Annotated in this window: 24 protein-coding genes and 1 tRNA gene; 16 read left to right on the forward strand and 9 right to left on the reverse strand. The window is 54.9% G+C overall.

The genetic code is table 11. The annotated features are described in order from the left end of the window. Positions 1-5 precede the first annotated feature (5 nt). The 4 genes from HZB34_13870 to HZB34_13885 form a co-directional block, all read right to left on the reverse strand. Complete coding sequence (locus tag HZB34_13870; protein ID MBI5317048.1) at positions 6-605, reverse strand: hypothetical protein; 600 nt, start codon at positions 603-605, stop codon at positions 6-8. Next, positions 589-1,197, reverse strand: a complete 609-nt coding sequence (locus tag HZB34_13875; protein ID MBI5317049.1) for an ImmA/IrrE family metallo-endopeptidase — start codon at positions 1,195-1,197, stop codon at positions 589-591. The genes HZB34_13870 and HZB34_13875 overlap by 17 nt, the downstream gene beginning before the upstream one ends. Before the next feature lie 722 nt (positions 1,198-1,919). Next, positions 1,920-2,957: a tetratricopeptide repeat protein gene (locus HZB34_13880; GenBank protein ID MBI5317050.1), complete on the reverse strand. Its 1,038-nt coding sequence runs from the start codon at positions 2,955-2,957 to the stop codon at positions 1,920-1,922. Between the two features lie 19 nt (positions 2,958-2,976). Beyond that, entirely contained in the window at positions 2,977-4,419 is a 1,443-nt protein-coding gene (locus HZB34_13885) for an FAD-dependent thymidylate synthase (GenBank protein MBI5317051.1), read from the reverse strand. Between the two features lie 395 nt (positions 4,420-4,814). Here HZB34_13885 and HZB34_13890 point away from each other — a divergent pair, with 395 nt between their 5' ends. The 8 genes from HZB34_13890 (at position 4,815) to HZB34_13925 (ending at position 15,642) form a co-directional block, all read left to right on the forward strand. Further along, positions 4,815-6,080, forward strand: coding sequence for a histidine--tRNA ligase (locus HZB34_13890; GenBank protein MBI5317052.1), 1,266 nt, complete (start codon positions 4,815-4,817; stop codon positions 6,078-6,080). Between the two features lie 102 nt (positions 6,081-6,182). Continuing rightward, on the forward strand, positions 6,183-6,503 hold the full coding sequence (locus HZB34_13895; protein ID MBI5317053.1) for a DsrE family protein: 321 nt from the start codon (positions 6,183-6,185) through the stop codon (positions 6,501-6,503). Positions 6,504-6,532: 29 nt separating this feature from the next. Continuing rightward, positions 6,533-6,874, forward strand: coding sequence for a DsrE family protein (locus HZB34_13900; protein ID MBI5317054.1), 342 nt, complete (start codon positions 6,533-6,535; stop codon positions 6,872-6,874). Between the two features lie 522 nt (positions 6,875-7,396). Beyond that, positions 7,397-8,743, forward strand: a complete 1,347-nt coding sequence (gene dnaA / locus HZB34_13905) for a chromosomal replication initiator protein DnaA (protein MBI5317055.1) — start codon at positions 7,397-7,399, stop codon at positions 8,741-8,743. Between the two features lie 27 nt (positions 8,744-8,770). Continuing rightward, complete coding sequence (gene dnaN, locus HZB34_13910; protein ID MBI5317056.1) at positions 8,771-9,898, forward strand: DNA polymerase III subunit beta; 1,128 nt, start codon at positions 8,771-8,773, stop codon at positions 9,896-9,898. A gap of 79 nt (positions 9,899-9,977) precedes the next feature. Further along, positions 9,978-12,449, forward strand: coding sequence for a DNA topoisomerase (ATP-hydrolyzing) subunit B (gyrB, locus tag HZB34_13915; protein MBI5317057.1), 2,472 nt, complete (start codon positions 9,978-9,980; stop codon positions 12,447-12,449). A gap of 82 nt (positions 12,450-12,531) precedes the next feature. After that, positions 12,532-14,994, forward strand: a complete 2,463-nt coding sequence (gene gyrA, locus HZB34_13920; protein ID MBI5317058.1) for a DNA gyrase subunit A — start codon at positions 12,532-12,534, stop codon at positions 14,992-14,994. A gap of 48 nt (positions 14,995-15,042) precedes the next feature. Further along, entirely contained in the window at positions 15,043-15,642 is a 600-nt protein-coding gene (locus HZB34_13925; GenBank protein MBI5317059.1) for a hypothetical protein, read from the forward strand. On the opposite strand, the gene HZB34_13930 is transcribed toward HZB34_13925, so the two are convergent. Further along, on the reverse strand, positions 15,596-16,084 hold the full coding sequence (locus HZB34_13930; protein MBI5317060.1) for a DUF721 domain-containing protein: 489 nt from the start codon (positions 16,082-16,084) through the stop codon (positions 15,596-15,598). The genes HZB34_13925 and HZB34_13930 overlap by 47 nt on opposite strands. Positions 16,085-16,188: 104 nt before the next feature. Here HZB34_13930 and smpB point away from each other — a divergent pair, with 104 nt between their 5' ends. Then, on the forward strand, positions 16,189-16,662 hold the full coding sequence (gene smpB / locus HZB34_13935) for an SsrA-binding protein SmpB (GenBank protein MBI5317061.1): 474 nt from the start codon (positions 16,189-16,191) through the stop codon (positions 16,660-16,662). 186 nt (positions 16,663-16,848) lie between these two features. Here the strand turns inward: smpB and HZB34_13940 are convergent, their stop codons facing one another. Continuing rightward, positions 16,849-17,385, reverse strand: a complete 537-nt coding sequence (locus HZB34_13940; protein MBI5317062.1) for a hypothetical protein — start codon at positions 17,383-17,385, stop codon at positions 16,849-16,851. Positions 17,386-17,615: 230 nt separating this feature from the next. Between HZB34_13940 and HZB34_13945 the strand changes: the two genes are divergently transcribed. Further along, positions 17,616-17,693: transfer RNA gene (locus HZB34_13945), tRNA-Glu, on the forward strand. 80 nt (positions 17,694-17,773) lie between these two features. Here the strand turns inward: HZB34_13945 and HZB34_13950 are convergent. From HZB34_13950 to HZB34_13960, 3 genes are all read right to left on the reverse strand, one after another. Further along, positions 17,774-18,715, reverse strand: a complete 942-nt coding sequence (locus HZB34_13950; GenBank protein MBI5317063.1) for a tyrosine-type recombinase/integrase — start codon at positions 18,713-18,715, stop codon at positions 17,774-17,776. A 355-nt stretch (positions 18,716-19,070) separates the two neighbouring features. After that, a complete protein-coding gene (locus tag HZB34_13955; GenBank protein MBI5317064.1) occupies positions 19,071-19,259 on the reverse strand; it encodes a hypothetical protein in 189 nt (62 codons plus the stop codon). A 257-nt stretch (positions 19,260-19,516) separates the two neighbouring features. Continuing rightward, a complete protein-coding gene (locus HZB34_13960; protein ID MBI5317065.1) occupies positions 19,517-19,798 on the reverse strand; it encodes a helix-turn-helix domain-containing protein in 282 nt (93 codons plus the stop codon). Between the two features lie 339 nt (positions 19,799-20,137). Between HZB34_13960 and HZB34_13965 the strand changes: the two genes are divergently transcribed. The 6 genes from HZB34_13965 to HZB34_13990 all read left to right on the forward strand — a co-directional run bounded on the left by HZB34_13965 (position 20,138) and on the right by HZB34_13990 (position 25,088). Then, positions 20,138-20,347 (forward strand): AbrB/MazE/SpoVT family DNA-binding domain-containing protein, encoded by a 210-nt coding sequence (locus tag HZB34_13965; protein ID MBI5317066.1) that lies wholly within the window; start codon positions 20,138-20,140, stop codon positions 20,345-20,347. Next, on the forward strand, positions 20,344-20,487 hold the full coding sequence (locus HZB34_13970; protein MBI5317067.1) for a hypothetical protein: 144 nt from the start codon (positions 20,344-20,346) through the stop codon (positions 20,485-20,487). Before HZB34_13965 ends, HZB34_13970 begins: the two co-directional genes overlap by 4 nt. A gap of 257 nt (positions 20,488-20,744) precedes the next feature. Next, positions 20,745-22,328, forward strand: a complete 1,584-nt coding sequence (locus HZB34_13975) for a radical SAM protein (GenBank protein ID MBI5317068.1) — start codon at positions 20,745-20,747, stop codon at positions 22,326-22,328. Between the two features lie 670 nt (positions 22,329-22,998). After that, entirely contained in the window at positions 22,999-24,105 is a 1,107-nt protein-coding gene (locus HZB34_13980) for a deoxyhypusine synthase family protein (protein MBI5317069.1), read from the forward strand. Further along, positions 24,102-24,809 carry a thioredoxin domain-containing protein gene (locus HZB34_13985; protein ID MBI5317070.1) on the forward strand — a complete coding sequence of 236 codons (708 nt, stop codon included), beginning with the start codon at positions 24,102-24,104 and terminating at the stop codon, positions 24,807-24,809. Before HZB34_13980 ends, HZB34_13985 begins: the two co-directional genes overlap by 4 nt. Positions 24,810-24,818: 9 nt before the next feature. Then, positions 24,819-25,088 carry a hypothetical protein gene (locus HZB34_13990; GenBank protein ID MBI5317071.1) on the forward strand — a complete coding sequence of 90 codons (270 nt, stop codon included), beginning with the start codon at positions 24,819-24,821 and terminating at the stop codon, positions 25,086-25,088. The last annotated feature ends 8 nt before the right edge of the window (positions 25,089-25,096 follow it).

The raw sequence follows: 25,096 nt of genomic DNA on the forward strand, positions 1-25,096 counted from the left end.
TACCCTTACCCTCTTGGATCCCAGAGTTTGAGCGGTGCCAGTTCCATTTTAAGTGCCCGATAGTATGACATCAGTGCGGTTGAAGGATCTGGGTTCCCACTGGAGAAACAGACTTCAACCATCCGATCTACTGCGGCAAGCGGAGCCACCCGCAGGCGCATCTCCTCTTGTCCCAATCTATCGCAAAGGGCCAGCAAGACGGCCTCCAGTATGACTACACGCCCATCGAGTACAGTGATAAAATCATCAATGTTCTTGAGTGCTATGAGGGCTCGCTTGTCGCCAGACAAAAACGGCTGCCCTAGTTCTGCAGCTACGGCAAAGATCTGGGCTTCCCCCGGGTCAATAGCTTCAATCCCTGTCAGCTTCTCAAGCCAGGTGACACTGGGATCAGACATGACGGGTATTACATCGGCGACAGGGATTAATGCGTCACAGGCAGGTCCTCCGAACAGATTTCGAAGGCGGCCTTTCTTCAACATGAATGGGAGGGCGTATAGCCTTCCGCACTCCTGCAACTGCCCGCCGAAGATCTGTGCTGCGTCCTGAAGTAGGCTAGCGATTCCAAGCTTGCAGAAAGCATCTGTATCAAACAGTAGCTTCATGACGCTCTGGCTCGCCAAAAACGCAGCGGAGCAGTGCGCGGTCAGTCTCGGTTGCAGCGTTTACATCAACATACTCATCAAATAATTGTCTCAGCTGTCTGCGTGCTCCGGCATTTCGGTAAAGGGCCCTTATGGCTCGTGTAGCCTTCTGATAGCTGTCTGGGCTGTCTATCCGCCGAGCCCAAGAAAAAAGTATCGTGCTCGCATTGGCGCCTGTCTGGCGTTCAAGCTCGGCAGCACGACGAGCGAGATCTTTGAAACTACCACTATCTAGGGGGTGAACATTGTCGCTACCAATAAGAACACGATTCGCATACTGATCTGCCTTAAGCTCCATCTGAGAATTGTCCGAAGTTTCCTCATCTTCATCCACAACAGGCTGATCTGGAGTGCAATCACCTGTAGCCACATGCCCAGTCTCATGCGAAACGACAAAGGCTAGTCGCCCCGGCTCGTCATGCCTGTGGCCAAGCAATATGACTGGCCGGCCTTCGACAATCCCTGCTAATCCTTGGAAACTAGGGACTGGGAGCACATCAAGGGGGATTACAGGAATCCCTCGTATCCAGAGATCCTGAGTGACGTCCTTCAAAGTTATCGAAGGACCGGTGTGCTGGATCAAGTTCCGCCAAGCCAGACCGTCAGCAGGTGGGATGGTTACATTCGGGACGGTCTCCCGTAGACTCCGAACTACAGCAGCGGCTATACGCATACCCGAATGAATCGCGGGTCCAAGCCTGTCACGATCTATATCCTTAACACGTCTCAGCTGCGCTCCTGGATACGCAGGCGCTGCCAACCTCATGCTAGGATCTTTAACCTCGGCTAGAGACTGGCCAAGGAATCGTGCAACCCGGATCTCAATGTCTTGGAGGAGCCTAGGGTCTTCTCGACAATCGTCGTCCCACCAATCCGGCAAGATTGCTGATCGAAGAAACTCATTCGTGAAACCGGCTTTCGACAACCGGCTTGTTAGGCTCTTGAAAGTGTGCCTCGCCAAAGGATTGCTCCGTTTGTATTAGATCCAACCATCCTGTGACCCACACGGAAAATCTTAGGCGCGGCATTTTAGCACCCTATATCTTCGAACACCATGTATGGGCGGGTAAGCAGCGCTACCGCCTAACCAGTTCCAAATCCCTCCTGCTGAAAGATCCTTCCAAGCTGGCTCCTCTTCATCCTCCTCCACACATCAAGAGGGCCCGCCATCTCTTCGTTCGACCGCGCGCATTGAGCGAGCACCGCCCATGATGTAGAAATCTGATTGTTTCGTGTGCGCGCTCAGCGAGCGAGGAACGAGGAGATGGCGGACCCTCAATCCGCCATTTGGCCTTCTTGGAATAGCTGATTCAAAATCGCGTTTTTCATTTCGGGATCTTTGTAGTACTTGAGCGCATTGGTAAAGTTTTCCATTGCGCTCTCTCGTTTCCCCTTATGGGAATAATACTCAGCAATGCCATGGTAGGCTCGAGGATCTTCGGCGTTGGATTTGAGGGCGCGATTGAAGGATTCGTAGGCGGCCTGCATCTGTTGTTTGCCCAGCGCCAACCAGCCGATTGCCGAGTGCGCTGGGCCGAAATTCGGATCGGCGATGAGAGCCGCGTCATACGCCTTCTGTGCCAGATCCAGACGGCCTCGCGTTTCATAGAGGCCTCCCAGCGCAAGATGGACAGCTGCATCCATGGGGTTCAGGCGCAATGCCTCCTTATAGGACTGCAAGGCAGGCTCCAACTTGCCCTGCTCGACAAGCGCGCAGGCAAGATTGGCATGCGCCACCGGGTCGTTTGGGTGCAACTTGATCACTTCGCGATATTGGGGAATCGCCATCTCCAGCCGTCCTTGCTCTTGATAGGACACGCCCAGATTGGTCCGCGCCGGCGCATAGGAAGGATCAAGTTGCACGGCTTCTCTGTATTCCTTGATCGCCATTTCAAGATGGTTGGCCCGCTCATGAATCTGGGCAAGAAAATAATGAGGATGGGCGGACTCTGGTTCGAGGTTGATCGCCTTCTTATAACAGGCAATGGACTGTTCCGACTGGCCTGATTGGGCCAGGAATAATCCCATTACGAGATGGGCGTTGGCCCGCTCCGACTGCTGCATCACAATACCTTCGATCCAGGCTTTGATTTGAGCAATATCTTCCGGTTCTTGTAGGCACTTCGAATGGGTGTTCCAGGCTTCCGCAAACTCTCCACGGAGCAGATGGATCACGTTGAGCGCAAACTGGGGCTTCGGATCTCTGTCTGTGCCGCTGACGGGATGGCGGGCCCAGGCCAGCGCCGCCTGTTGCGCCTGATCCCATTGGCCTTCCAACAGCGCTGTTTCACACTGGGTTTGGTAGTCGATCATTGGGATCGGTCGTGAATGGTTATCTCGTGAGGGTGTCTTCAATGTCCGGCGAGGTCGCCTGGATGCGATCTCCAAGTGCGGGGTAGCGCGCCGAAAGTTTCTGTTTCATCAACCAAGCCACCGTCCGGTACGACCAGTGGCCTTTCACACCAGAGCGCAGTTTCGCGATGTACTCGGCTTCTGCATAGTCCATCTTGAAAAGGCAACGCACTTTGAATCCAAACGGCGTCGCGTAGAGCGACCCCTCCGCGCTCGTTTTCCTCAGTTGTTCAATGTCCGAGCGGACTGCGTCCATCGCCTGCCGGTACTCCTGATCCAATCCTGCCTGCACGAGCGGTGGTGGGACTTCATAGCCATGCACCGTCGTAAAGTTCTGTTGAATCTGCTGACAACGCCGATGCCGATGCATGTCGCGCCAGCCCCCGATGTCCATCAGCACATCGAACGTGAACGCATAACCGCTTCGAAATTCTTTGATCAGTTCGTCATAAGGCCCTCGTGCACTCGTCGCCACGTCGACAGCCTCCTGTTTTTGCTTTTCTGTCCAGGAGCGGACGAGCGCGAGGATGTTCCGATAGGATGCGTGTGAGACACGGTATAGCAAGGTGGTCACGATTTCGTCCATTGGATCGTGGAGTTCGATGAGGTCCACAGGCTCCGGCGCCCCCCAGGCTGTCGGTTGATCCAACCCGGTTCCCCTGAGTGCTTCCTTCGCGTATTTGGCGAGGTTCTGGTAGACCGAGGTCTGGTAGTCGTTTGACGTCGCATGGCGGGCGAGGGTCGGGGCGAGGGGCTCATGCGCTCCGGCCGACTGACCACACAGCTCACCCCAGAGATTGATGGGTGACCGTTGGCAGGAATCTTTTAGTTCGTCTCCGATTGCACGAAGCTCCGGCAGCTGTGATGACAACAGTCTGGTGATTTGCTTCTCTAATGTCCTGATACTGACAACCTGCCCGACATTCGTCCTGGCCGCGAGGGGCAGGAGATACCGCGTCACATCAAATGCACGGGCGTCAATCGTACGCTGGTAATCGGCCTGTTTCATCGACTGCGGGCACGGTTCACGCTTCGAAAGAAATTCTGTGACCGGTTGGTGTAAGAGCCGATAGATTTCGGCAAGACTTCGAAGAATGCCGTAGTACGTGCCTTCCGTTTCCGACCCTCGGATGGAATCCGGCACGAACCACCCGCCTGAGGCAAAGTTCTGATATCGGCTTGATTTTGCCTGGCCATCCCACAAGGGCTCGTCTTCAAGCCGAATCGCGGCGAGTTCCGAGATGTTCTCAAAGCAGATGATGACATGGCCAAGGTCGGCAATCGACGCATGACCATAGTCGAAGTAAAACTGATCCCAGAACTTTTCAGATGAATGCCCGTGCACCCAGCGGAGGCTGCTCTCGATAGAGTCAGGTGAACGGCTGTACCGGGCCAGGGCGTATGCAGACTTCTCGGGCGGCATCGGTGCGAGCGCGATGACGCGGCGAGTCGGTTGTTCTCCACTCATCACATCTCCTCAGATGGTAGGTAGGCCGCGAACTATACGCCCGCGCGCCGGTCGGCGCAAGAAGGCACGGTATCTCTCACCATGTGTCGTTCATGAACCGTAGAATCTCCGAACTTGCGTTCTCGCAGGATGCTCAAAAAGACTGCCCGGCAAGGCCGCAGCGAGTGAAGACCGAAGGCGTACCCTCTGGGGTACGTTGAGGATCTGAACGATGCGACCTGCCTGCGCGAAGCGCTTCGGCGGAGGCAGGGAACGATGCTGGCGGACTTTTTCAGCATCCTGCCAGGCCTGCGTTGACTTGCCGGTACCCCGCGGCTATAGTCCCGATCTTTCCCAATTGTCGCTGGCCTATGGATTCGATCAAAGGCATCAAAGGTGTCAAGGATATCCTTCCGGAGGAAACGCCACGGTGGCGTCTCATTGAAGAGACCGCGAGGCGCTGGGCGCTTTGTTATGGATATCAGGAGATCCGTATTCCCATCTTCGAACTGACTGCGCTCTTCTCCCGGAGTATCGGATCGGCGACGGACATTGTCGAGAAAGAGATGTATACCTTTCCTGACCGAGACGGGGCATCATTGACGTTGCGCCCGGAAGGGACGGCCGGCACGGTCCGTTCCTTCATCGAGCACAATCGTGCGGCTGATCCACTCCCGCAGAAGTATTTCTACATTGGTCCAATGTTCCGCCACGAGCGACCGCAGGCAGGGCGCCTGAGGCAGTTTCATCAATTCGGCGTCGAATTCTTCGGCACAACGGACCCTCGCGCTGACATCGAGGTCATTGCGCTCCTGTGGCATCTGCTATCTGACTTGGCTCTGCCGGACTTGACCCTCGAGATTAATAGCCTCGGAAGCTCTGGTGATCGCGCTGGCTACATACCCCTCTTGGGCTCGTTTCTCTCACAACGGCAAGCTGATCTCTGTGAAAACTGTCGGCGCCGTATGGACACGAATCCCTTGCGGGTGTTGGATTGCAAAGTGCCTGACTGCCGAGCTGCGACCGAGTCAGCCCCCAGGTTGACGGATCACCTTTCCAGTGAAGCCCGTATACATTTTGACGAGGTGCTCGGCGGTCTTCATGCCCTGGGAGTGCCTTATCAACTCAATCCTCGCTTGGTCCGCGGGCTCGACTACTACTGCTTGACAAGTTTTGAAATTACGTCGACTCATTTGGGCGCTCAGAATGCCGTCGGTGCAGGTGGCCGTTACGACGGCTTGGTCGAAACACTCGGCGGTCCTTCTGTTCCTGCTGTAGGATTCGCGCTCGGGCTTGAGCGCGTGTCGCTGATGCTCCACAAGAGATCCTCACCGTTACGAGACGCATGTCTCTATTACGTGGCAGCATTCGGGGAAGAAGGGAAGAAGCGTGGGTTGGTTCTTCTCGATGAACTCCGAAGAGCTGGCCTTTCTGCCCAATGTGACTATCGCGCGACCTCGCTCAAGGCCCATCTTCGACAGGCCGATCGCGCGAACTGCCGTTATGCGATTCTGTTAGGCGATGATGAAGCAGCTCGTGGATCGATTATCCTCCGCGACCTTGAATCGAAGGCTCAGGAAGTACTTCCTCTCGCAGGGCTTGCCCCGGTCCTTACACATCGCGCTTTGCCTACATAGGAAGCTCATTTTTGGTATTGACTTTGGAAACTAAAACTCGTAGTCTCGCCGAGTGTCAACTTCATAACTAATTGATTGTATTGATTTGTTTTATTTATAACTATGGCGGATCGCAAGCTGGGCCTCCTGTTATCCACACCCCCGTCCCATCCGAGTGTTGAAACTGTCGTTGAGTTGGCTCGGGCGGCGTTGCGTCGGGGAATCGAGGTCTATCTCTATCTTATTGATGAAGGAGTAAGGACAGCCACAGACCGACGCTATCTTGGCTTGATTGACGCCGGCGTGAAGATGTCTGTTTGTGCGTATGGCTGTCAGCGACACGGAGTTCCAACGGTTGTTATCGATTCGAGGGCTTCTTTGTCCGGGCTGGTTGTACTATCCGGGATCATTGATGGCTGCGACCGTTTTCTTGCCTTTACATAAAACGTCTCTCCCTTGCGGCTGGTCGTTCTATGTCAAAACGGATCGCCGTCGTCATTTCGGAAGATCCCCGTACGACGGCTCGCCCAGTTGAGGCACTGAGGATCGCCTTGGGGCTTTATGCAGGGGACCATAAGCTGACTGTTATTCTCCTAGGCCAAGCGCCGCTTCTCCTGAAGGAAGACTTGGAAGACATCACTGATGGCGAGATTCTCGAAAAATATCTTCCTTCTTTCAAACACCTCTCCATCCCTTTTGTCATTGAGGAGGGAACGGTGCTGGACGTCGGCATGAAGGATTTTTCTGTGACAACTCTACCGGCAGATGACATAAGACGCTTTGTGAGGTCGGTTGAGAGAAGTCTCATTTTTTGACTGACCAGTGATTGTATGAGTGGAACTCTCTATCTTCTTCGACAACAGCCTGAATATATATCTCCATCACTCTTTCTCGGAAGTGATAGAGAACAGGATTTTGTTGAGCTGGGTGAATCTTCTCAGGCACTGACATATGATGACCTGGTTGAAAAAATTTTCTCATCGTCGCATGTGATTGTTATCTAGGTATGTGGGAGACTCTTCTCTTAGATTTTTGTGAAGTAAAGAAAAATTATCGTAGGAGTAGGAATAGGAGTAGGGTTTGTGGATAGGGGGGAATGAAATTAAACCGTTGAATTTATTCGTATAATGTAACGTTACTGCTGTGGAAAAAGCTGGGGGTTGACTCTTGGTAAGCACCGTACGCAGAGTGCCCAAGCTGTGGCAATCCTCGTAAGAGAGAGGATCACGGTCTTGCTTGTGGCGTGTCGATTCTTCATCTATTGGATGGAAAGATCATAAGAAGACCCAGGTTATCAACAGATGTGAATAAGTCTGTGTATGAAAAATGATGTGGAAATTATGAATATTGCGAGCGAATGGCAGAATGCCTTGGCCTATATTCAAGGCAAGGTTCCAAAGCAAGTTTACGATACATGGTTTACACCGATTCACCTCGAGCGAATTGAGGGATCCACGGCTCAACTTGTTGTGCCGAATAAATTTTTTGGTGACTGGTTAAGTCAACACTATGGATCTCTCTTGGCCGAAGCGATCTCTCACACTCGAGGTGGAGAAGAGATGACGATCGCGTTCATCATCTCCCAGAAACAACCCCAGAAACAGTCTGAGGCCAGTGCGGATTCCTCTCCTGGTCGTCAAAACACAGGGGCAAGGACGAAGCGGGGAATGCTGCTCAACCCAAAGTATTCATTTAAGAATTTCGTAGTCGGTGCCGGAAACCAATTTGCCCATGCCGCCTGTATGGCGGTCGCTGAACAACCGGCGAAGGCCTATAATCCACTTTTTATCTATGGCCAGACTGGGCTAGGGAAAACGCATCTCTTGAACGCGATCGGAAACTATGTCGCTGAGCGGAGTGATCTGAGGATTGCCTATTTGACGACAGAGCAGTTTACAAACGAGGTGATCAACTCCATTCGATACGACAAAATGCCGGATCTTCGGAAGCGCTATCGTCACATCGACATGTTGATGATCGACGACATTCATTTCTTGGCAGGCAAAGAACGTACGCAGGAAGAATTTTTTCACACGTTCAATGCCCTCTATGAAGCGCATAAACAGCTTGTCCTCTCGAGCGATCGCTTTCCGAAAGACATGCCTGATATCGAGGAGCGGTTGAGGTCACGGTTTGAATGGGGACTCATCGCTGATCTCCAGCCGCCGGACGTTGAGACACGAATAGCTATCTTGCGGAAAAAGTCCGAGGACGAGGGCGTCACGTTGCCGGAAGATGTCATCCAGTTTCTCGCCACGACGATGAAGAGCAACATTCGCGAACTGGAGGGTTCACTGGTGCGTCTCAGTGCGTATGCCTCGCTGACCGGCCAGACGATTACACTGGAAATGGCAAAGAACGTGCTCCGGGATCTGATCGGCAGCAAGAAAAAGATCGTGTCAATGGACGACATTCAAGAAACAGTGGGCGCGCGCTTCCACGTGAAAATCACCGACCTGAAATCTCGCCGGAGAAGCAAGACATTGGTACATCCGAGACAGATCGCCATGTATCTCTGTCGGGAGCTCACGGATTCCTCGTATCCCGAGATTGGCCGGCAGTTCGGAGGCAAAGACCACACGACGATCATCCATGCCTGCAAGCAGGTGATGAAAGCGAAAGACAGCGACAGCGTATTGTGTGCCACCTTGGACAGCCTGAAGGAACAGATCCTACGAGCGTGAGCGGCGTTAGCGAGAGGGGAAGAGATAATGAAACTGCGCATGGGACGGGTTGAGCTCTTAACGGGTCTCCAGCGGGTCCAGGGTGTCGTTGAGAAGCGCAATACGATGCCGATCCTCTCGAATATCTTGATGGAGGCGAAACAGGATGGAGTGGAAATTATCGCCACCGACCTCGAAATCGGTATGCGTGGGCACTACAAGGCTACTGTCGAGAAGCCCGGGGGGGTGACAGTCTCGGCCCGGAAGCTCTACGAGATCATAAAGGAACTGGCGGTCGGTGAGATCGAGATCATCTCGGGTGATAATAATTGGACGACGATTCACGCGGGGAAGAGCCAGTTTAAGATCGTTGGACTTCCCAGTACCGACTACCCCGCGCTTCCCGCGATCGAACGGGAAGGGCTCATTCCCCTTGCTGGAGCCGGCTTCCTGGAGTTGATTCGGAAGACACTCTTCGCCGCCGGAGACAATGACGCACGCTACATTCTCAACGGCCTCCTGGTGACCCTGATCTCGTCGGAGAAGAAAACGATCATACGGTTGGTCGGCACCGATGGACATCGTCTGGCGGTAGCCGAGCAAGAAGTTGGAAAGGCAGGCGCCAAAGGCGCTCCGCAGGAAATCAAAGCGATCATTCCGAAGAAGGCAGCACATGAGATGCAGCGTCTTCTGGAAGAAGGCGGGGAGGGTGAGCCCTTGATCGGGTTCACCAAAAATCTCATGATTTTCCGGAAGAGCGGCCTGCTGCTGACGTCGAGGCTTATGGAAGGGAATTACCCGAATTATCAGCAAGTCATTCCGAAAGAGAGCGGCAGGAGGATCGGTGTCAATCGTAACGAGCTGGAAAGCGCGCTACGACGAGTCTCCGTGCTGTCACGCGATAAGGCAAGTGCGGTGAAAGTGTCCTTTGTTTCCGGACAGCTGACCTTGTTTTCCAGCAATCCTGATTTTGGCGAAGCAACCGAAGAGCTCGCGGCACAGTACGAGGGGGAGACCCTGAACACCGGGTTCAACGCCCGCTACTTGTTGGATGTCCTCGCGGTGATGGACGGAGAAACGATTTCTCTGCAAATGGACAATCCGCTGAGCCCCTGTTTGATTCAGGAATCAGACAGTCCTGGGTTCAAGTGTGTGGTCATGCCGATTAAAGTTTGATGTAGGAGTTTATGAGGCTGAGGCGAGAGGAAGGGTTACAAGCTACTCGCTTCGTGTCGGGGCGAGAGTTAGGAGACTGATGGCCAGTAAGGACAGTGAGACCACGCCGCAAACTGACAGTTACGGCGCGGATCAAATCAAAGTATTGGAAGGCTTGGATGCCGTTCGGAAACGACCGGCGATGTACATCGGCAGTACCGGTGTGGATGGGCTCCACCACCTTGTCTATGAAGTCGTCGACAACAGTGTCGATGAACATATGGCGGGATTCGGCGAGACGATCGAGGCGACGATTCACATTGACGGCAGCGTCACGGTTGTGGACAACGGCCGCGGTATTCCGACGGGTATGCATTCCATACAAAAGAAGTCGGCTGCCGAGGTGGCGCTGACGGTTTTGCACGCCGGCGGCAAGTTCGAACAGGGGGCCTATACGGTGTCCGGGGGACTCCACGGCGTTGGAATCTCAGTGGTCAATGCCCTCTCAGAATGGCTCGAGCTGGAGATTTGGCAAGACGGCCAGGTGTTTGAGCAGCGTTACGAACGCGGCAAGTCGACTGGTCCCCTGAAAGTGACGGGTAAAACCAAGCGTCGTGGCACGATGGTCACATTCAAGCCGGACGAACAGGTTTTTGAGACACTCGACTTCAGTTTCGACGTGCTGGCACAGCGATTGCGCGAGCTCGCTTTTTTGAACAAGGGGCTGGAGATTACCCTCAAAGATGAGCGGAAAGAACCGGTCAAAGAACAGGTCTTCAAATACAAGGGTGGGATCGTCTCGTTCGTCGAGCATCTGAACGAAGCCAAGGTGCCGCTGCACAAGCCTATCTACGTGCAGGTGGAGAAATCGGAGATGGTGCTTGAGGTCGCACTCCAATACAACGACAGCTACGCCGAGAACCTGTTTTCCTTTGCGAACAACATCAATACAAAGGAAGGCGGCACACACCTGGTAGGCTTCAAAGCAGCCCTCACCCGCACGATCAACACCTACGCGAACACCAATGACTTGCTCAAGAAAGATACCGAATCGCTCACCGGTGACGACGTACGTGAAGGGCTTACCGCCGTAGTCAGTGTCAAGGTCCGGAATCCCCAGTTCGAAGGCCAGACGAAAGCGAAATTGGGCAACAGTGAGGTGAAAGGCATCGTCGAGTCCGCGGTCAACGACGCACTCGGGACCTATTTTGAAGAAAACCCGACTGTGGCTCGAAAGGTCATTGGGAAAGCGATTGACGCGGCTCGTGCTCGTGAAGCGGCACGAAAAGCGAAAGAGCTTATCCGACGCAAGAGCGCGCTCGACGGGGGTTCGCTTCCCGGCAAGCTGGCCGACTGTGCGGAAAAAGATCCGGCGTTGAGCGAGCTGTACATTGTGGAAGGTGATTCGGCCGGCGGTTCAGCGAAGCAGGGGCGCGACCGCAAGTTTCAGGCGATTCTTCCGCTGAAGGGCAAGATCCTCAACGTCGAGAAGGCGCGCTTCGACAAGATGCTCTCGAGCGATGAGATCAGGACGTTGATCATGGCGCTGGGAACCGGCATAGGACGCAAGCGCGAAGAGAGCGAAAAGGCGGACAAAGACGCGTTCGACATCAGCAAGGCCCGGTACCATAAAATCATACTCATGACGGACGCCGACGTGGACGGGAGCCATATCCGGACCCTGCTTCTCACGTTTTTTTTCCGGCAGATGCCGGAGTTGCTGGAGAGAGGCTACATCTACATCGCGCAGCCGCCGCTTTTCAAAGTGAAGAAGGGGAAGACGGAACGGTACCTCAAAGACGAACCGGCATTGAACGAACATTTGGCCGATATCGCCGTCGAGGATGTGGAAGTGTATATGGAAGGAGCACAAGGGTATGTCACGGGACGCCGGCTCCTGCCCATCCTCAAGAAATTGATCGCTTTCGAAACATTGCTCGGACGGCTCAACAAGAAACCCCACGAGGCCAGCATGGTGCGGGCCTTTGTGTGTGAACCGGGCCTCGATCGTGATTTACTCAAAAATGCGGCGGCTCTCAAGAAAGTCCTTGCCAACGTCAAGAAAACCCTTGCGGTGGTCTATCCCAAGCTGACAGCGACGTTGGAGATCGTGGAGGACGAAGAACATCAATCGAACAAAGTCATCTGCCATCTGCAAGCCAACGGGGTTTCCCATGCCTTTACCGTGACGCACGAACTGGTCGGCTCCGCCGATTTCCGAGAGTTGCAGAAACTCTCACCGTCGGCTATCGGCTTGGGCCGGGCGCCTTACAAGATAAAAACCGACGGTCAAGAACAGCTCCAGCCCGCGACGGTCGAGTTGGTCAAGGCGATTCTCGATAAAGGCAAGCAGGGGCTCAGCATCCAGCGCTACAAAGGTCTTGGCGAAATGAACCCGAGTCAGCTTTGGGAAACGACGATGAATCCAGAGGTTCGGACACTCTTGAAAGTCAAACTCGAAGATGTGCCCGGTGTCGACGAGATTTTCACCATCCTGATGGGTGATGAGGTCGAACCCCGACGAGACTTCATTCAAGCCCACGCGCTCGAGGTTAGAAATTTAGACGTATAGGACTAATGGTTGATGGTAAATGGTCGATGGATTCATCACGAATCATTAACCGTAATCCATAAACCATGGACTTGGAGAGACTATGCCACCTGATGAAAGATTAGGACAGATCGCCATAGAAGACGAGATGCGCTCATCGTACCTGAGTTACGCGATGAGCGTGATCGTCGGCCGGGCGCTTCCTGACGTGCGTGACGGGCTCAAGCCAGTCCATCGCCGTATTCTCCACGGCATGAACGAAATGGGTCTCGCGTCGAACAGGGCTTATCGAAAGTCCGCCAAGATTGTCGGCGAAATCATGGGGAACTACCATCCCCACGGTGATAGTGCAATCTACGACACCCTCGTGCGGATGGCCCAACCCTTCAACATGCGCTATATGCTCGTGGACGGTCAGGGCAATTACGGATCAGTCGACGGTGATCCGCCGGCCGCCATGCGGTACACCGAAGCCCGCCTGACCAAGGTTGCCGAAGACATGCTGGCCGATATCGACAAGGAGACGGTCGATTTCGGGCCGAACTATGATGAGTCGCTCGTCGAACCACTGGTGCTCCCTTCAAAAATCCCGAATCTTCTCGTCAACGGGGCTGGCGGTATTGCGGTGGGCTATGCCACCAACATACCGACCCACAATATCGGTGAAGTGGTCGAGGCGCTCCTTCTGTACCTGGAGAACCCGGACATCACGCTTGCCCAGTTAATGAAGAAAATCCCCGGCCCCGACTTTCCTACCGCCGGATTCATCTATGGAACGGCCGGCATCAAGTCCGCCTATGAGAGTGGACGGGGTCTCCTGACCTTGCGCGCGAAAGTGAAGATCGAATCAGATGAACGCACGGATCGTGAACGGTTGATCGTCACGGAGCTGCCCTATCAGGTTAATAAGTCCAAGCTGATTGAAAAGATTGCCGAGTTGATCAGGGATGAGCGAATCAAAGGGATTTCCGATCTGCGTGACGAATCAGATCGGGAAGGCATCCGCGTCGTCATTGAGCTTAAACGAGGGGAAATTCCGCTCATCACCTTGAACAATTTGTATAAGCTCACGCAACTCCAGACGACCTTCGGGGTCATCATGCTTGCGCTGGTGAACAACCGGCCGGAAGTGTTGACCCTCAAGCAGATTCTGCATCATTTCATCGAGCACCGGCGCGAGGTCGTCGTCCGTCGGACCGCGTTCGAGCTACGCAAGGCGGAAGAGCGAGCCCACATCCTCGAGGGTCTCAAAATCGCGCTCGACAATCTGGATGCGGTGATTGCCTTGATCCGGCGGGCGCAATCGCCCGATGAAGCTCGAGTCGGCCTGATGCGGCAATTTTCGTTGAGCGAAATCCAGTCCAATGCCATTTTGGAAATGCGGCTCCAGCGGCTCACACAATTGGAGCGCCAGAAACTTCTTGAGGAATATAAAGAGGTCTTGAAACAGATCGAACGGCTCAAGTCGATCCTGGGCAGCGACGCCCTCGTCCGTTCGATCGTCAAAGACGAATTGATAGAGGTGCGTGAAGCCTACAAGGACAGCCGTCGCACTCAGATCGTGAAAGAAGAAGCGGAAATCACGCTGGAAGACATGATCGCGAACGAAGAAGTGGTCGTGACAATCTCGCACGCCGGTTATATCAAGCGTAATCCGGTTACTCTGTATCGGGCGCAGCGGCGTGGCGGCAAAGGCAAGATCGGGATGGGGGTCAAGGAAGAGGATTTTGTCGTGACGCTCTTCACCGCGTCGACCCACGAGTCGCTGCTGTTCTTCACGGACGCCGGAAAGGTCTATTGGTTGAAAGTCCATGAGATTCCTGACGCCGGGCGGGCTGCGAAAGGCAAAGCGCTGGTGAATCTGCTGGCGCTGTCCAGCGACGAGCAGGTCACCGCAACCGTGCCGGTCAAGGAGTTCCGCGAAGACCAGTTCGTGGTGATGGCGACCGCTCAGGGCATCGTCAAGAAGACCGAACTCTCGGCCTACAGCAATCCCCGCCAGGGCGGCATCATTGCGTTGTCGTTGGACAAGGGAGATCGGCTCATCAGCGTGCATGTCACCGACGGTCAGCGGGAAATCCTGTTGGGCACGAAGAAGGGCATCACAATCCGATTTAAGGAAGACGATGTACGGTCTATGGGGCGCACGGCGCACGGAGTCCGCGGCATTACCCTAGAGGAAGGCAACGAAGTCATCGGCATGGAAACGATCACCCCAGACTCGACCACACAAATCCTCACGGTGACGGAGGGCGGCTACGGAAAGCGCACGCCGGTGAACGAGTATCGGGTTCAGGGACGCGGCGGGAAGGGCATCATCAGTGTGAAGACCACGGAACGCAATGGGCTGGCCGTCGGGTTTCTTCAAGTCAGGGACGGCGATGAGATCATGCTGATGGCCGCGCACGGCAAGGTGCTCCGGTGCAAGGTCGATGAGTTCCGTGAGATCGGCCGTAACACCCAGGGAGTTCGAATCCTTGATCTTGAGGGGACGGGCGATCGGGTTGTAGCCGTTGCGCGGTTGGCAGAAAGTGCCGAAGTGTTACCTGAGGAAGGCGGCGGGTAACGGATACGAACGGGATCACCCGCCTTGTTCGTTGAGCGCAGGCCTTCCATGCACGAGCAGGACTCCTCTCCAGCGCCCAATCCTCGATCCAGGCGCAAGAAGCCACTCGACACGGTCGTCAAGTTGGGCCTTGCCGTGCTTGTCGGATGTTTTTCCCTGATCTGGGGCGGGATGTATCTGACCCGTCCCGATCGATCGATCCCTCCTTTTAGCGTCGGAGCGCAAGAAGCAACAGTCGTCGCGATTCATGTTCCCGACGAGACGAGCGACGACGAAATTGAAAAGCTCATCGAGCGATTCCGCAAAATCGGTCGCGAGTCGAGAAAGTTCGAATCGATGAAGATCAATCCGACGACGCCGGACAGGCCCGGCGATCATTACCGCCGCATGACCATCTATATCTTTTCCGACAACACCTGGACGGAGCCGGAGACGCTGCACAAATACTTGACCGGGGAGGATCGTGGAGGATTTCAACGGTCCTTGCGGGGGCTGTACCGGCTGACGGAATCGGAAGAAGAAGGGCGCATCGGTCCGTTGCCGGATGGTCCGGAAACGAAAGAGATGCAAGCAGAAATCCGTCAACTGTTTAAGGGACCGCTCAGCGAGCCTTCGGGGCCCGTGGTTGATCCAATACCTGCACCATAAGCTGTGCGAGGCGATCGCGGAGAAGCGGGTCTTGAATGGTGGTCACACGCGCAGAAATTTCCTCGATCAGTGCTTCGTTCGCCGGTGCAATCGTTGTGCGAGGGGTGTCGGGCGATGCCGAGATGTGTCCGGCCTCCGGCAGCTCCCCTACCCGCAACACGACATCGGTAATGAGCTCCATGCCGGCCACACCGTTGAGTTTATGAATGAGTGACGGCTTGAGGAATGTGAGCTGATGGAGCCAGACACTGTTGTGGACCAGGATATAGAGTTTCTTAAAGCGGATCTGATCGGGCCAGGTATTTGACGCGATCGGCTCTCCGACGATAGAGCCCCAGTCTCGGCGCAATCGGTTCTCGAGTAACTTGGACTCGAGGCCCAAGCGACGAGCCAACCCTTCGAGGATGCTGGAAATAGAATCGATACGACCAGTGCCGCGCATAGCGGCATCATAACAAGAACAATGGTGGTATTCAGCAACCAGCTCTCAGTGGCCCTTGAACGGTTGACAGCGATCTACCTCTGGATGTGAAAGTTTGACGCCTGATGGGGAAAGAAAAGTCCAGCTTTGAAAAGGCGGTCGTAACGAATCGCAAGGCCTACCACGACTATTTTATTGAAGAAAAGTTCGAGGCAGGCATCATGCTCCAGGGGACGGAGGTCAAATCCATCCGAGAAGGACGCGTAAATCTACAAGATAGTTACGCCAGTGTGAAGGGCTCAGAGGTCTTCCTTCACCACTGCCACATCAGTCCCTACAGCCACGGTAACATCATGAATCACGACCCCCTCAGAACGCGGAAACTGCTTCTCCACCGCAAGGAGATTAATAAGCTGCTCGGGAAGACGCAACAGCAAGGACTCACACTCATCCCGCTCCGCATCTATTTCTCCAAGCGGGGTCTTGCCAAGGTGGAGCTTGGACTGGCCAAAGGTAAGAAGCAGCATGATCGAAGGGAATCTATCAAGACGCGGGAGGCTGGTCGTGAAGTGGAACGGGCGATGAAAGAAAGAAGGTGAGTCCGGCGGGTCCTGTCACCGATCCGACCTAGCCGTACTCGCACCCCGCCCGGTGTAGGGACCCCGCTGCGTGCGGCTGGGTCTGTGAGATCGGCGCCACCCGCCGACTGAGGGGAAAGGGGATCGCATGGCGTCTTTTTCGAAGGGATTCAGAGGGTGGCGCCGGTTGTCGCTCTCGGGTGCCAATCAGCCAATCGCCCCAGCATTGCCACGGCTCTCCGCGACATTCCCAAACAAAGTGAGCACGGTGCCAATGCGACAGTAGTGTGGGCTGACAGTAACCAATTCGCCTTTATGGGTAAAGAAGTTTCCCACGGTTATGCGGACTTTTCTCCGTTGCATGAGGCAGGCTTCAAACACCGTGAGCCCGGTCGTCCGGTCTGCCACGGTGACCGAAGGAGGGTCATCGTGTGTTGGCGCATCACTGGTCTTAACATTGATAGTGAAACGGCTCACACTAGTTGCTGAGAGTGCATTCCGTCTGATATGGCCGACACGGGTTCCCCGCTCATCGTATAGGTCCATCGTCAGGATCAACACCGATGGATCGGGTTGTGTTTCCAACACCAATTGCTCCTTACCTTGAAGCTTGACGACGCCGTTCGTGTTTCGAAACACATTTGAGCCGACGTGTAGCTCAAGGCCCTGTTCAGGCTTCTCGATGTCAATCAGTTCAGGAGAGTCCGTGTCGCCGATGGTTTTGATTTGAAGCGGGTTGTTCATGTTCCACCATGTGTCTACCGACGGGAAGAAGAACCGTCGATCGAGGAATCCTCTTTCCCAGTGACCCGTCGACGTATTTTCCGAAAGGTAGGCTATACGATCGTCCCTGTCAAGTCGTGTGTGCACAGAGGGTGTACGGGCCTAAATCCTACTGAAGGTTCGTTAGGAATTGAAAAATGAAAAGTCCCTGTGCTACCCTGCTAGGTCGATCCCGCGAAGTTAGTATAGATGGTCCCATCGTCTAGCCTGGCCTAGGACGGAGCCCTCTCAAGGCTTAAACACGGGTTCAAATCCCGTTGGGACCACCACATTGTTTTTACGAAGTATTTTTACCTTCATGTTTGAGGACCATTGGGTTGGTCCCTAAACATGGACTGGCACCTAGGCTCTAACTCGTCAGCATCCGTCTCGCCGGCTCTTCATAAAACGACACCACTTGCTTCAACCGCGTAGGCCGAATCATGGTGTAAATTTGGGTCGTGTCGATGCGCGCATGCCCGAGCAAGGCCCGAACCTGTTCCAAGTCATGCTGTTGCTCCAGCACTTCCATTGCAACCCCATGACGCAAATCATGGGGTTGCAGCATCGGGTACCCAATGAGCCGCCCATAGGTTTTGCAGAGCCGCCAGATATTTTTGCCTTGCATCGGTGCTCGACTCTTCCCAACGGTTCGCCGTCCCCACAGAGACCAGAACAGCGGGGTCTCTGGCCCGATCTGACCCATCGCGAGCGCCAACCGTTCGACGTAGGTATGGAGATACGTCATCACGCTTTCCGGCAACGGAATGTCCCGTGTCTGCCCGCCTTTCACGCGTACCCGCCGCAAGCCCCAGGTGCCGTCGAGGTGTCGGACTTGAAGCGTCGCGACCGACTCGCGCCGCATCCCGGTGTACCGCATGATCAGAAAGATCGCGATATCACGAGGCCGCTGACGTTGCTGGGCCGCGGCGATCAACGCATCCATGAGGGCCGGTGTCGGCACTTGTCGCGGTGGTTCCATGCGATGCGGTGGTCGGTCCATGGTCGCGATGGGATTCGCCTGCAGCACGCCCCGCTTCACGAGCCAAGCACAGAAGCTTGACAGCGTGGATTGTCGTGAGCGCATCGTACTCAGGGCAAGATCACCGCTAGCCATCTCGTCCATCCACATCTGAATCGAAGACACCGTGAGATCAGTGGCGCGGGCCACCCGTCCCTGTTGGGATTTGACGAACATCAAAAACTGTTCGAGCACCCAGCGATAGCTTTGCACCCCTCCTTCCGTTTTGCCGCGCTGTTTGAGTTGGTACAGACAAAACTGCTCCACGAGATCCACTAACAGTTGCGTCATGGCATTGCCTCTCCGGCCCCTGCCACGACCACGACTTCGCCGGGGGAGAGTATGCGGAGGTACCATCCACCCGTCAAGCGGGGTCGGGAGCCATTCGCAACGGTCTTGTGTGAGCGATTCCGTGTCCATCGTCCGTTCTCTGGCCGTATGCGAAATCGGGGGAGTCTGACGACACCCCCGAACCCCCTTCTGCGCTCGCGTCGGCACGCCAGCGTCTCTTTGGTGGCAGCGCGGCGCGACAGAGCATCGGGCCAGCCTTCCTGCAACCTTCCAGGCCCGCCCGCTGCGAGGTGCGCCGCCCCGCGACTCGGATTGCTCCCTGCCCCGGAGGTGGTGGGGGGCAGGGAATGTATGGTTATCGGACCAGCGCCTTCAGTTGCTCTTTGTCCAACTTGGTTCCGAATTCCCGTTCCACTCGTTCGGCCATCTCGTTCCACGTTCGCCCAGCGGCTTTCATATCCTTGAGGACCGCAAGCGCCTTCGCCAACGAGCGGTTCTCTATAACGTCGGCCTCGGGTTGGCCTGTCCCAAACGCCTTGGCCATTTCTCTCCCCAACGAGTTTTGGATATCTTTTGGACTTACTGAAGCGACGACGGGAACGGGCATCCTTTTCACTCGGCGGGGACGAGCCCAATAGTGACTCTTGCATCGAGGGCAGCGTACGGGCTTGTTGAGGCGACGAGGCCACCAGATGTTCCCGCAACGAAGACAGGTCTGCTGGTGGAGCACCGCTGATTCAGGACTTCCTTGTCCGAGTACTCTCGTGCGAGCAGGGTCGGTCCGTAATCCGTTGGAAACGCTCACAACCTCTCCTCTAGAAATTGCGCCCCCGTTTTACCAGCCGGGGGCTGATCGGCCTGCGCGCGGCCGGCAGTGCCGCCCGGCGCGCGAGTCGAGCGTGCCCCAAACCTGGCCTCTGCGTTCCGCTGCATATAGGTACTGACTTCCTGTAGATCAAACCGTAACGCGGTCCTGACCCTTGTCGCAGGTATTTCACCCTTGCGAACCGCTCGCCGGATGGTGTCCGTGCTCACGCGAATGAAGGCGGCGAGTTCTTTGATCGACAAATCCGATGTCTTCATAGGCCCTCCTTGGTTCAAACGTTCTCCCACCCTACGCTGGAGATTCCGCCCTGGGAATTAGGCAGATGTATGCTGATGTATCCAGATGTGCTCTCTCGTGCGCATGCCATCGCGCTCAGGTGATCAGACCTGTATCCGCTCAGCGTGATGAGGAGCGTATAGCAATGAGGGGGAGAATGGAATTAGGCAGTTGAGGACAGCTGGGGACAGTACAGGACAAATAGTCCTCTATTCTGTAACGGATCGTGCATTTTGTGAGCCAGCGGAGGAATGTGGTTGCCTTGACTCACCGCGTACAACGAGACGAAGATCGCTCATGCATTAGCAAGGAGGCCCGCAATGGTCATGACGACGATTTCATCGAAATTTCAAATTGTGATCCCCAAGGAAGTGCGTGAAAAGCTGCATCTTAGTCCCAGACAGCGTCTTTACGTCGTGGCGAAGGGTGGGATCATTACCCTGGTGCCGGAAGTCCCCCTGAAATCACTCAAAGGTACGCTCAAGGGGATGTCCAAGACAGATCTTCGGGAGAAGAAGGACCGATTGTGAAGGTCTTGCTGGATTCCAGCGGATGGATCGAATTCTTCACGGGTGGACCACTCGCCGAACGGTATCTGCATCAAGAAGCTGAGGTGGTTACTGGCGACGCAGGTCTGAAGAACCTTCCGGGAGTGGTCTACGTCAAGTAGGTGGCCGATGCAGTCCTCTGTTCCAGCGTCAACAAAGATCCCCGGCCCTTTTAGATTCCCCCAAACGGCATCAAGTTCTCGAGCGCGCCGGCTCTAGAAGGATTTTGCCCCTCTTTGATTTTTGAATAGCATAATAAATCTATTGATAGTACGCTGGTCGACAAGGCCGGTAAGACTTCCTCACCGAAAAAAGCCCACCGAGCCTGCTGCTGTTAGAGTACGCCGTGTTCATCGCCACGGATCGTGGGAGATTGTGTATGCGCTCACTTCGGGTGACGATTCTGGATCTGGTCACCAAGGGTCCCACGAAGTCCCTCTATACGCGCGTGATGAATCCAAATCTGGCGAGCATTATGCCGCAGGTCGTCGGGGTGTGGTGTGAGGAATTGGGCCATCAGGTGCGCTTTGTGTGCTACACCGGCCGAGAAGATCTCCACCAGGAATTGCTGAACGAGACGGATCTGGTGTTTATCGGGGCCTTTACCCGATCGGCGCTGACCGCCTATGCCATTAGTAATATGTATCGCTCTCGCGGAGCCGTGACGGTGATAGGCGGGCCACATGCGCGCAGCTATCCGCAGGATGCCGCCAAGTATTTCGACTATGTGGTGGGGTTTACCGACAAGAATCTGATTCACGATATTCTCGCCGATTGTTCCCCGCACCGTCCGCTTGGGGTCCAGCTCGCCGCGGCTCGACAGCCGACCGAGTTGCCGGGAGTCAAGGAACGGTGGAAATTCATCGAGCCGACCCTCGCCAAAGCTCCCACCTCCTTTAAAATGGTGCCCATGATCGGCAGCATGGGGTGTCCCTATACCTGCGGGTTTTGTGTGGACGCCAATGTTGATTATCAGCCCTTGTCATTTGACCAGATCAGTGAAGATTTGAAATTTCTGCGAACAAAGATGAAACGACCGATGGTGGGCTGGCACGACCCGAATTTCGGGGTCCGGTTTGAGGAGTATATGCGGGCAATCGAAACGGCGATTCCCCCCAATAGTATCGACTTTGTTGCAGAAAGTACGCTGTCGCTGCTGTCCGAGCCCCATCTCAAGCGATTACGCGCAAATGGATTCAAGGCGATTTTGCCGGGCATTGAGTCGTGGTATGACATGGGAGAAAAATCCAGGACGGGCCACCATACCGGACAAGAAAAGGTGAAGCAGGTGGCGGATCATATCAATTTGATCCTTCGCTATATCCCCTATGTCCAGGTCAATTTTGTGTTGGGAATGGATTCAGATCAGGGACCTGAGCCCTTTGAACTCACCAAGCAATTTTTGGATCTCGCCCCAGGGGCTTTTCCGGCGTTTAACCTGATTACGGCATTTGGTCAAGCGGCCCCCTTTAACCGGGAATTGCAACGGGAAGGGCGGGTGCTGCCATTTCCCTTTCATTTTCTCGATAACCTTCACGCGATGAATGTGCGTCCCAAGCATTATGCCTGGCCGGAATTTTATGATCATGTCGTGGATCTGTCGCAGCACGCGTTTTCCTGGCCGATGATTGCGAAGCGTGCGATGGTGAATCGGGGCTGGACTCCGAGATGGTTGAATTTCATTCGGTCGGTGTCGAGTGGGTTCGGCCAGATATATCACCACACGAAAATCCGAAGATTACTGGATACGGATCTGTCGGTCCGACGGTTTATGGAAGGCGACACGTTGGTGGTGCCACCGTGTTATGCAAGAAAAGTTCGTGGAAAGCTGGGTCCGTTATGGGACATGCTTCCTGACGGGGCGATCACGCACGATCATCATGCCTACCTGAACTCCTACCAGGAACCCGTTCCCAATTTTATCGAGGTGGGTCCACCATTGGCGGTGGAAAGTCCTACCTGAACGTTGGCCCGCATTAATGACATGGGTCTTCCGAAATGAGTGCCGACATGCCAAAGCCATGGGAGCTCATTATTCCAGCCCACTCCACAGCCCACATTCGCTTTTTCTTTAACTCTTGGCTAGACCTGGCCTGAATAAGCTGGAGTAGGGTGGTGACAATGTTTTCCTAAACCGCTGGTCGGCGCCTCGATGCCTTCCCTTTCAATGGACGGTTGTTTTAGTCGCGCTGTCTTTCATATTAAGTAAGTCTTCCAGTCTCGCGTAAATTAAGGCGAAGTCGAGATCGTGTTAAAACACGGGTTCAAATCCCGTTGGGACCACCAATCCCAAGCCTGCTCATGTCGTGCGTGCGCCTCCCCTAATCACTCGCGCACAAAAAATATTCACGTAAGATGTTTCACCAGTGTGCGCTGTATCCCGAACTCATCGATCGAGCATGGCACAGGGATAGCTCGCCTCGGGCCATTTTCTACACTCGCCGCCAGTGGGGCAGGCCGCTCAGGCGAGTTCTTCTCGCGAGTATAGCGGTTCTATAGTCATGCCATGTGACTCACGCAGCAGGATGCACGGGGAAACATATCGCGCAAACTTCGTTGACGCCTCTATTGCCGGTTGTGTATAAAGAATGGTCCGTTTTCTCTTTCACTACGTATGGTGGGTAGACTCTTCTATGGGTGCACGTGAATTCCACGATGGGGCGAAAGACGGCCTCGAAGCGCTCGAGCCTCTCGACCCGGAACAAATTGATTCCTTCGATGGCTTGCTGACCGCCATGCGCAAGACAGCCTTTGGGGGCCGCAGACTGGGTGAGGCCTACGAAGTGCTGTGGACAATGATCGAAGATCCTGACTGCTCCGTTGTGTTGACGCTGTCAGGGGCAATGACCATTGCGAAGATGGGCAAGATCATCAGCGCGATGATCGATCATGGCATGGTGCAATGTGTCGTCTCGACCGGAGCATTGATCGCCCATGGATTGAGCGAGTCCGTCGGTAAAACACACTATCGGCACCATTCATCTATGTCCGACCAAGAGCTGTTTGCGAAGGGCTATAACCGGGTCTACGACACACTGGAGATGGAGTCCAACCTCAATTACGTAGAACAAGTTGTTGCCCGAACGATGAAGCGGATGGATCAGGACCGGTCCCTTTCTTCCGAAATCCTCACTCGCGAGCTGGGGCGGACGCTCGCAGAGGAATATGACGGAACGGGTATTCTCAAAAGCGCGTATCTGAAAAACGTCCCGGTCTTTATTCCCGCCTTTACCGATTCCGAGATGGGACTGGATATCGGAACCTGGGCCATGAGTCGAGATCTCAGTCAGGTCCATGCGCAGTTACAGGGAGGAAGCGACCTTGATGTGCTGCGTACGATTCTTCGCTCTTATCCATCGTTCAATCCATATCTCGATCTCAACAGCTACGCGAGCCATGTCATTTCTGCCAAGCGGCGCGGGATCTTTACGATCGGGGGAGGGGTGCCTCGTAATTGGGCGCAACAAGTCGGCCCCTACATTGAGATCAGCAATACGCGGCTCGGCCTTCATGTAGAGCCGCCTCGATTCCAATACGGGGTTCGGATCTGTCCGGAACCGGACCATTTGGGAGGGTTGAGCGGCTGTACCTATCAAGAAGGCCTTTCCTGGGGGAAGTTTGTGCCTCCGGAAGCAGGCGGGCGCTTTGCCGAAGTGTTGAGCGATGCCACAGTTGTGTGGCCTCTCCTTATGGTTGGATTGCTTGAGCGCATCAAGGCCAAGCGTACCGCACGCATATGACACGCACATGGTGGTTCCACACAGTGACCGGTGCATGTCTGCTGGCCTTGGTTCAATTGGTCGAGGCCGGTGTGGGCGTGACGACGGAGGATGGGCGAGTCCGAGGACGCGCCGACGCCCCGATAACGTTGATTGAGTATTCTGACTTCACATGCGGGTACTGTGCAAAGTTTTTCCAGGAAACCTGGCCTCGCTTGCAGGCTAAATATATCGAGACAGGCAAAGTGCGGTTCATGTATCGTGATTATCCCAGAGCAGACCAGGGTATCGGCGTTGAGGCGGCAGTGGCGGCGCGCTGCGCCGGAGCCCAGGGCCAATATTGGCCGATGCACGATCGGCTCTTCAGCGAGCGAGGCCGCTTAGACTCAGGATTGTTCAAAGGTTACGCGAAGGCGATCGGCTTGGACCAAACGGCGTTTGCCAAGTGTTTCGACGAACGGCAATATCTCGAATCGATTTTCCAGGATCGCCAAGAAGCGAATCGGTGGGGATTTCGGGGGACGCCGGGATTTATTCTGATGCGAACGGCTGGCGGGCCTACTGAGAAAGAGCCGGCGATCGCCATCCCTGGCGCAGTCCCATTCCAGGATTTTGCTGAGGAGATTGATCGCATGTTGGCCACTGCCCCTCGCTCCCAGGGAGAGCCTACTGAGTTTCATGGGTCGACTGCGGTGGCACAGAGTAGTCAGTTCATCATTCACTAAGGAATACCTATGTCTGCAACACAATCGTTTTGGTCTGTTCCGCTGCGTGAGGGAGAACCCGCCTACTGGGTCTGCATGTCATGTTTATCAGAAGTCTTCTATGGCAAGGTGCCGATGCCGGATTGTCCGACGTGCCAAGGTGTCTCAACGTATGAGGCATTCACGCTTGAGGCGATTCATGATTGGGGGACGGAAGATTTGATTGCGAAAGCCGGTGCCGCCCATCAGCCAGCCAGCCATGAGTCGGCTCCTGCAGCATCGGTTAAGTCCGCCGACTAGATCTTCAC

Source organism: Nitrospirota bacterium (assembly GCA_016219645.1).
Taxonomy (GTDB): Bacteria; Nitrospirota; Nitrospiria; order Nitrospirales; family Nitrospiraceae; genus Palsa-1315.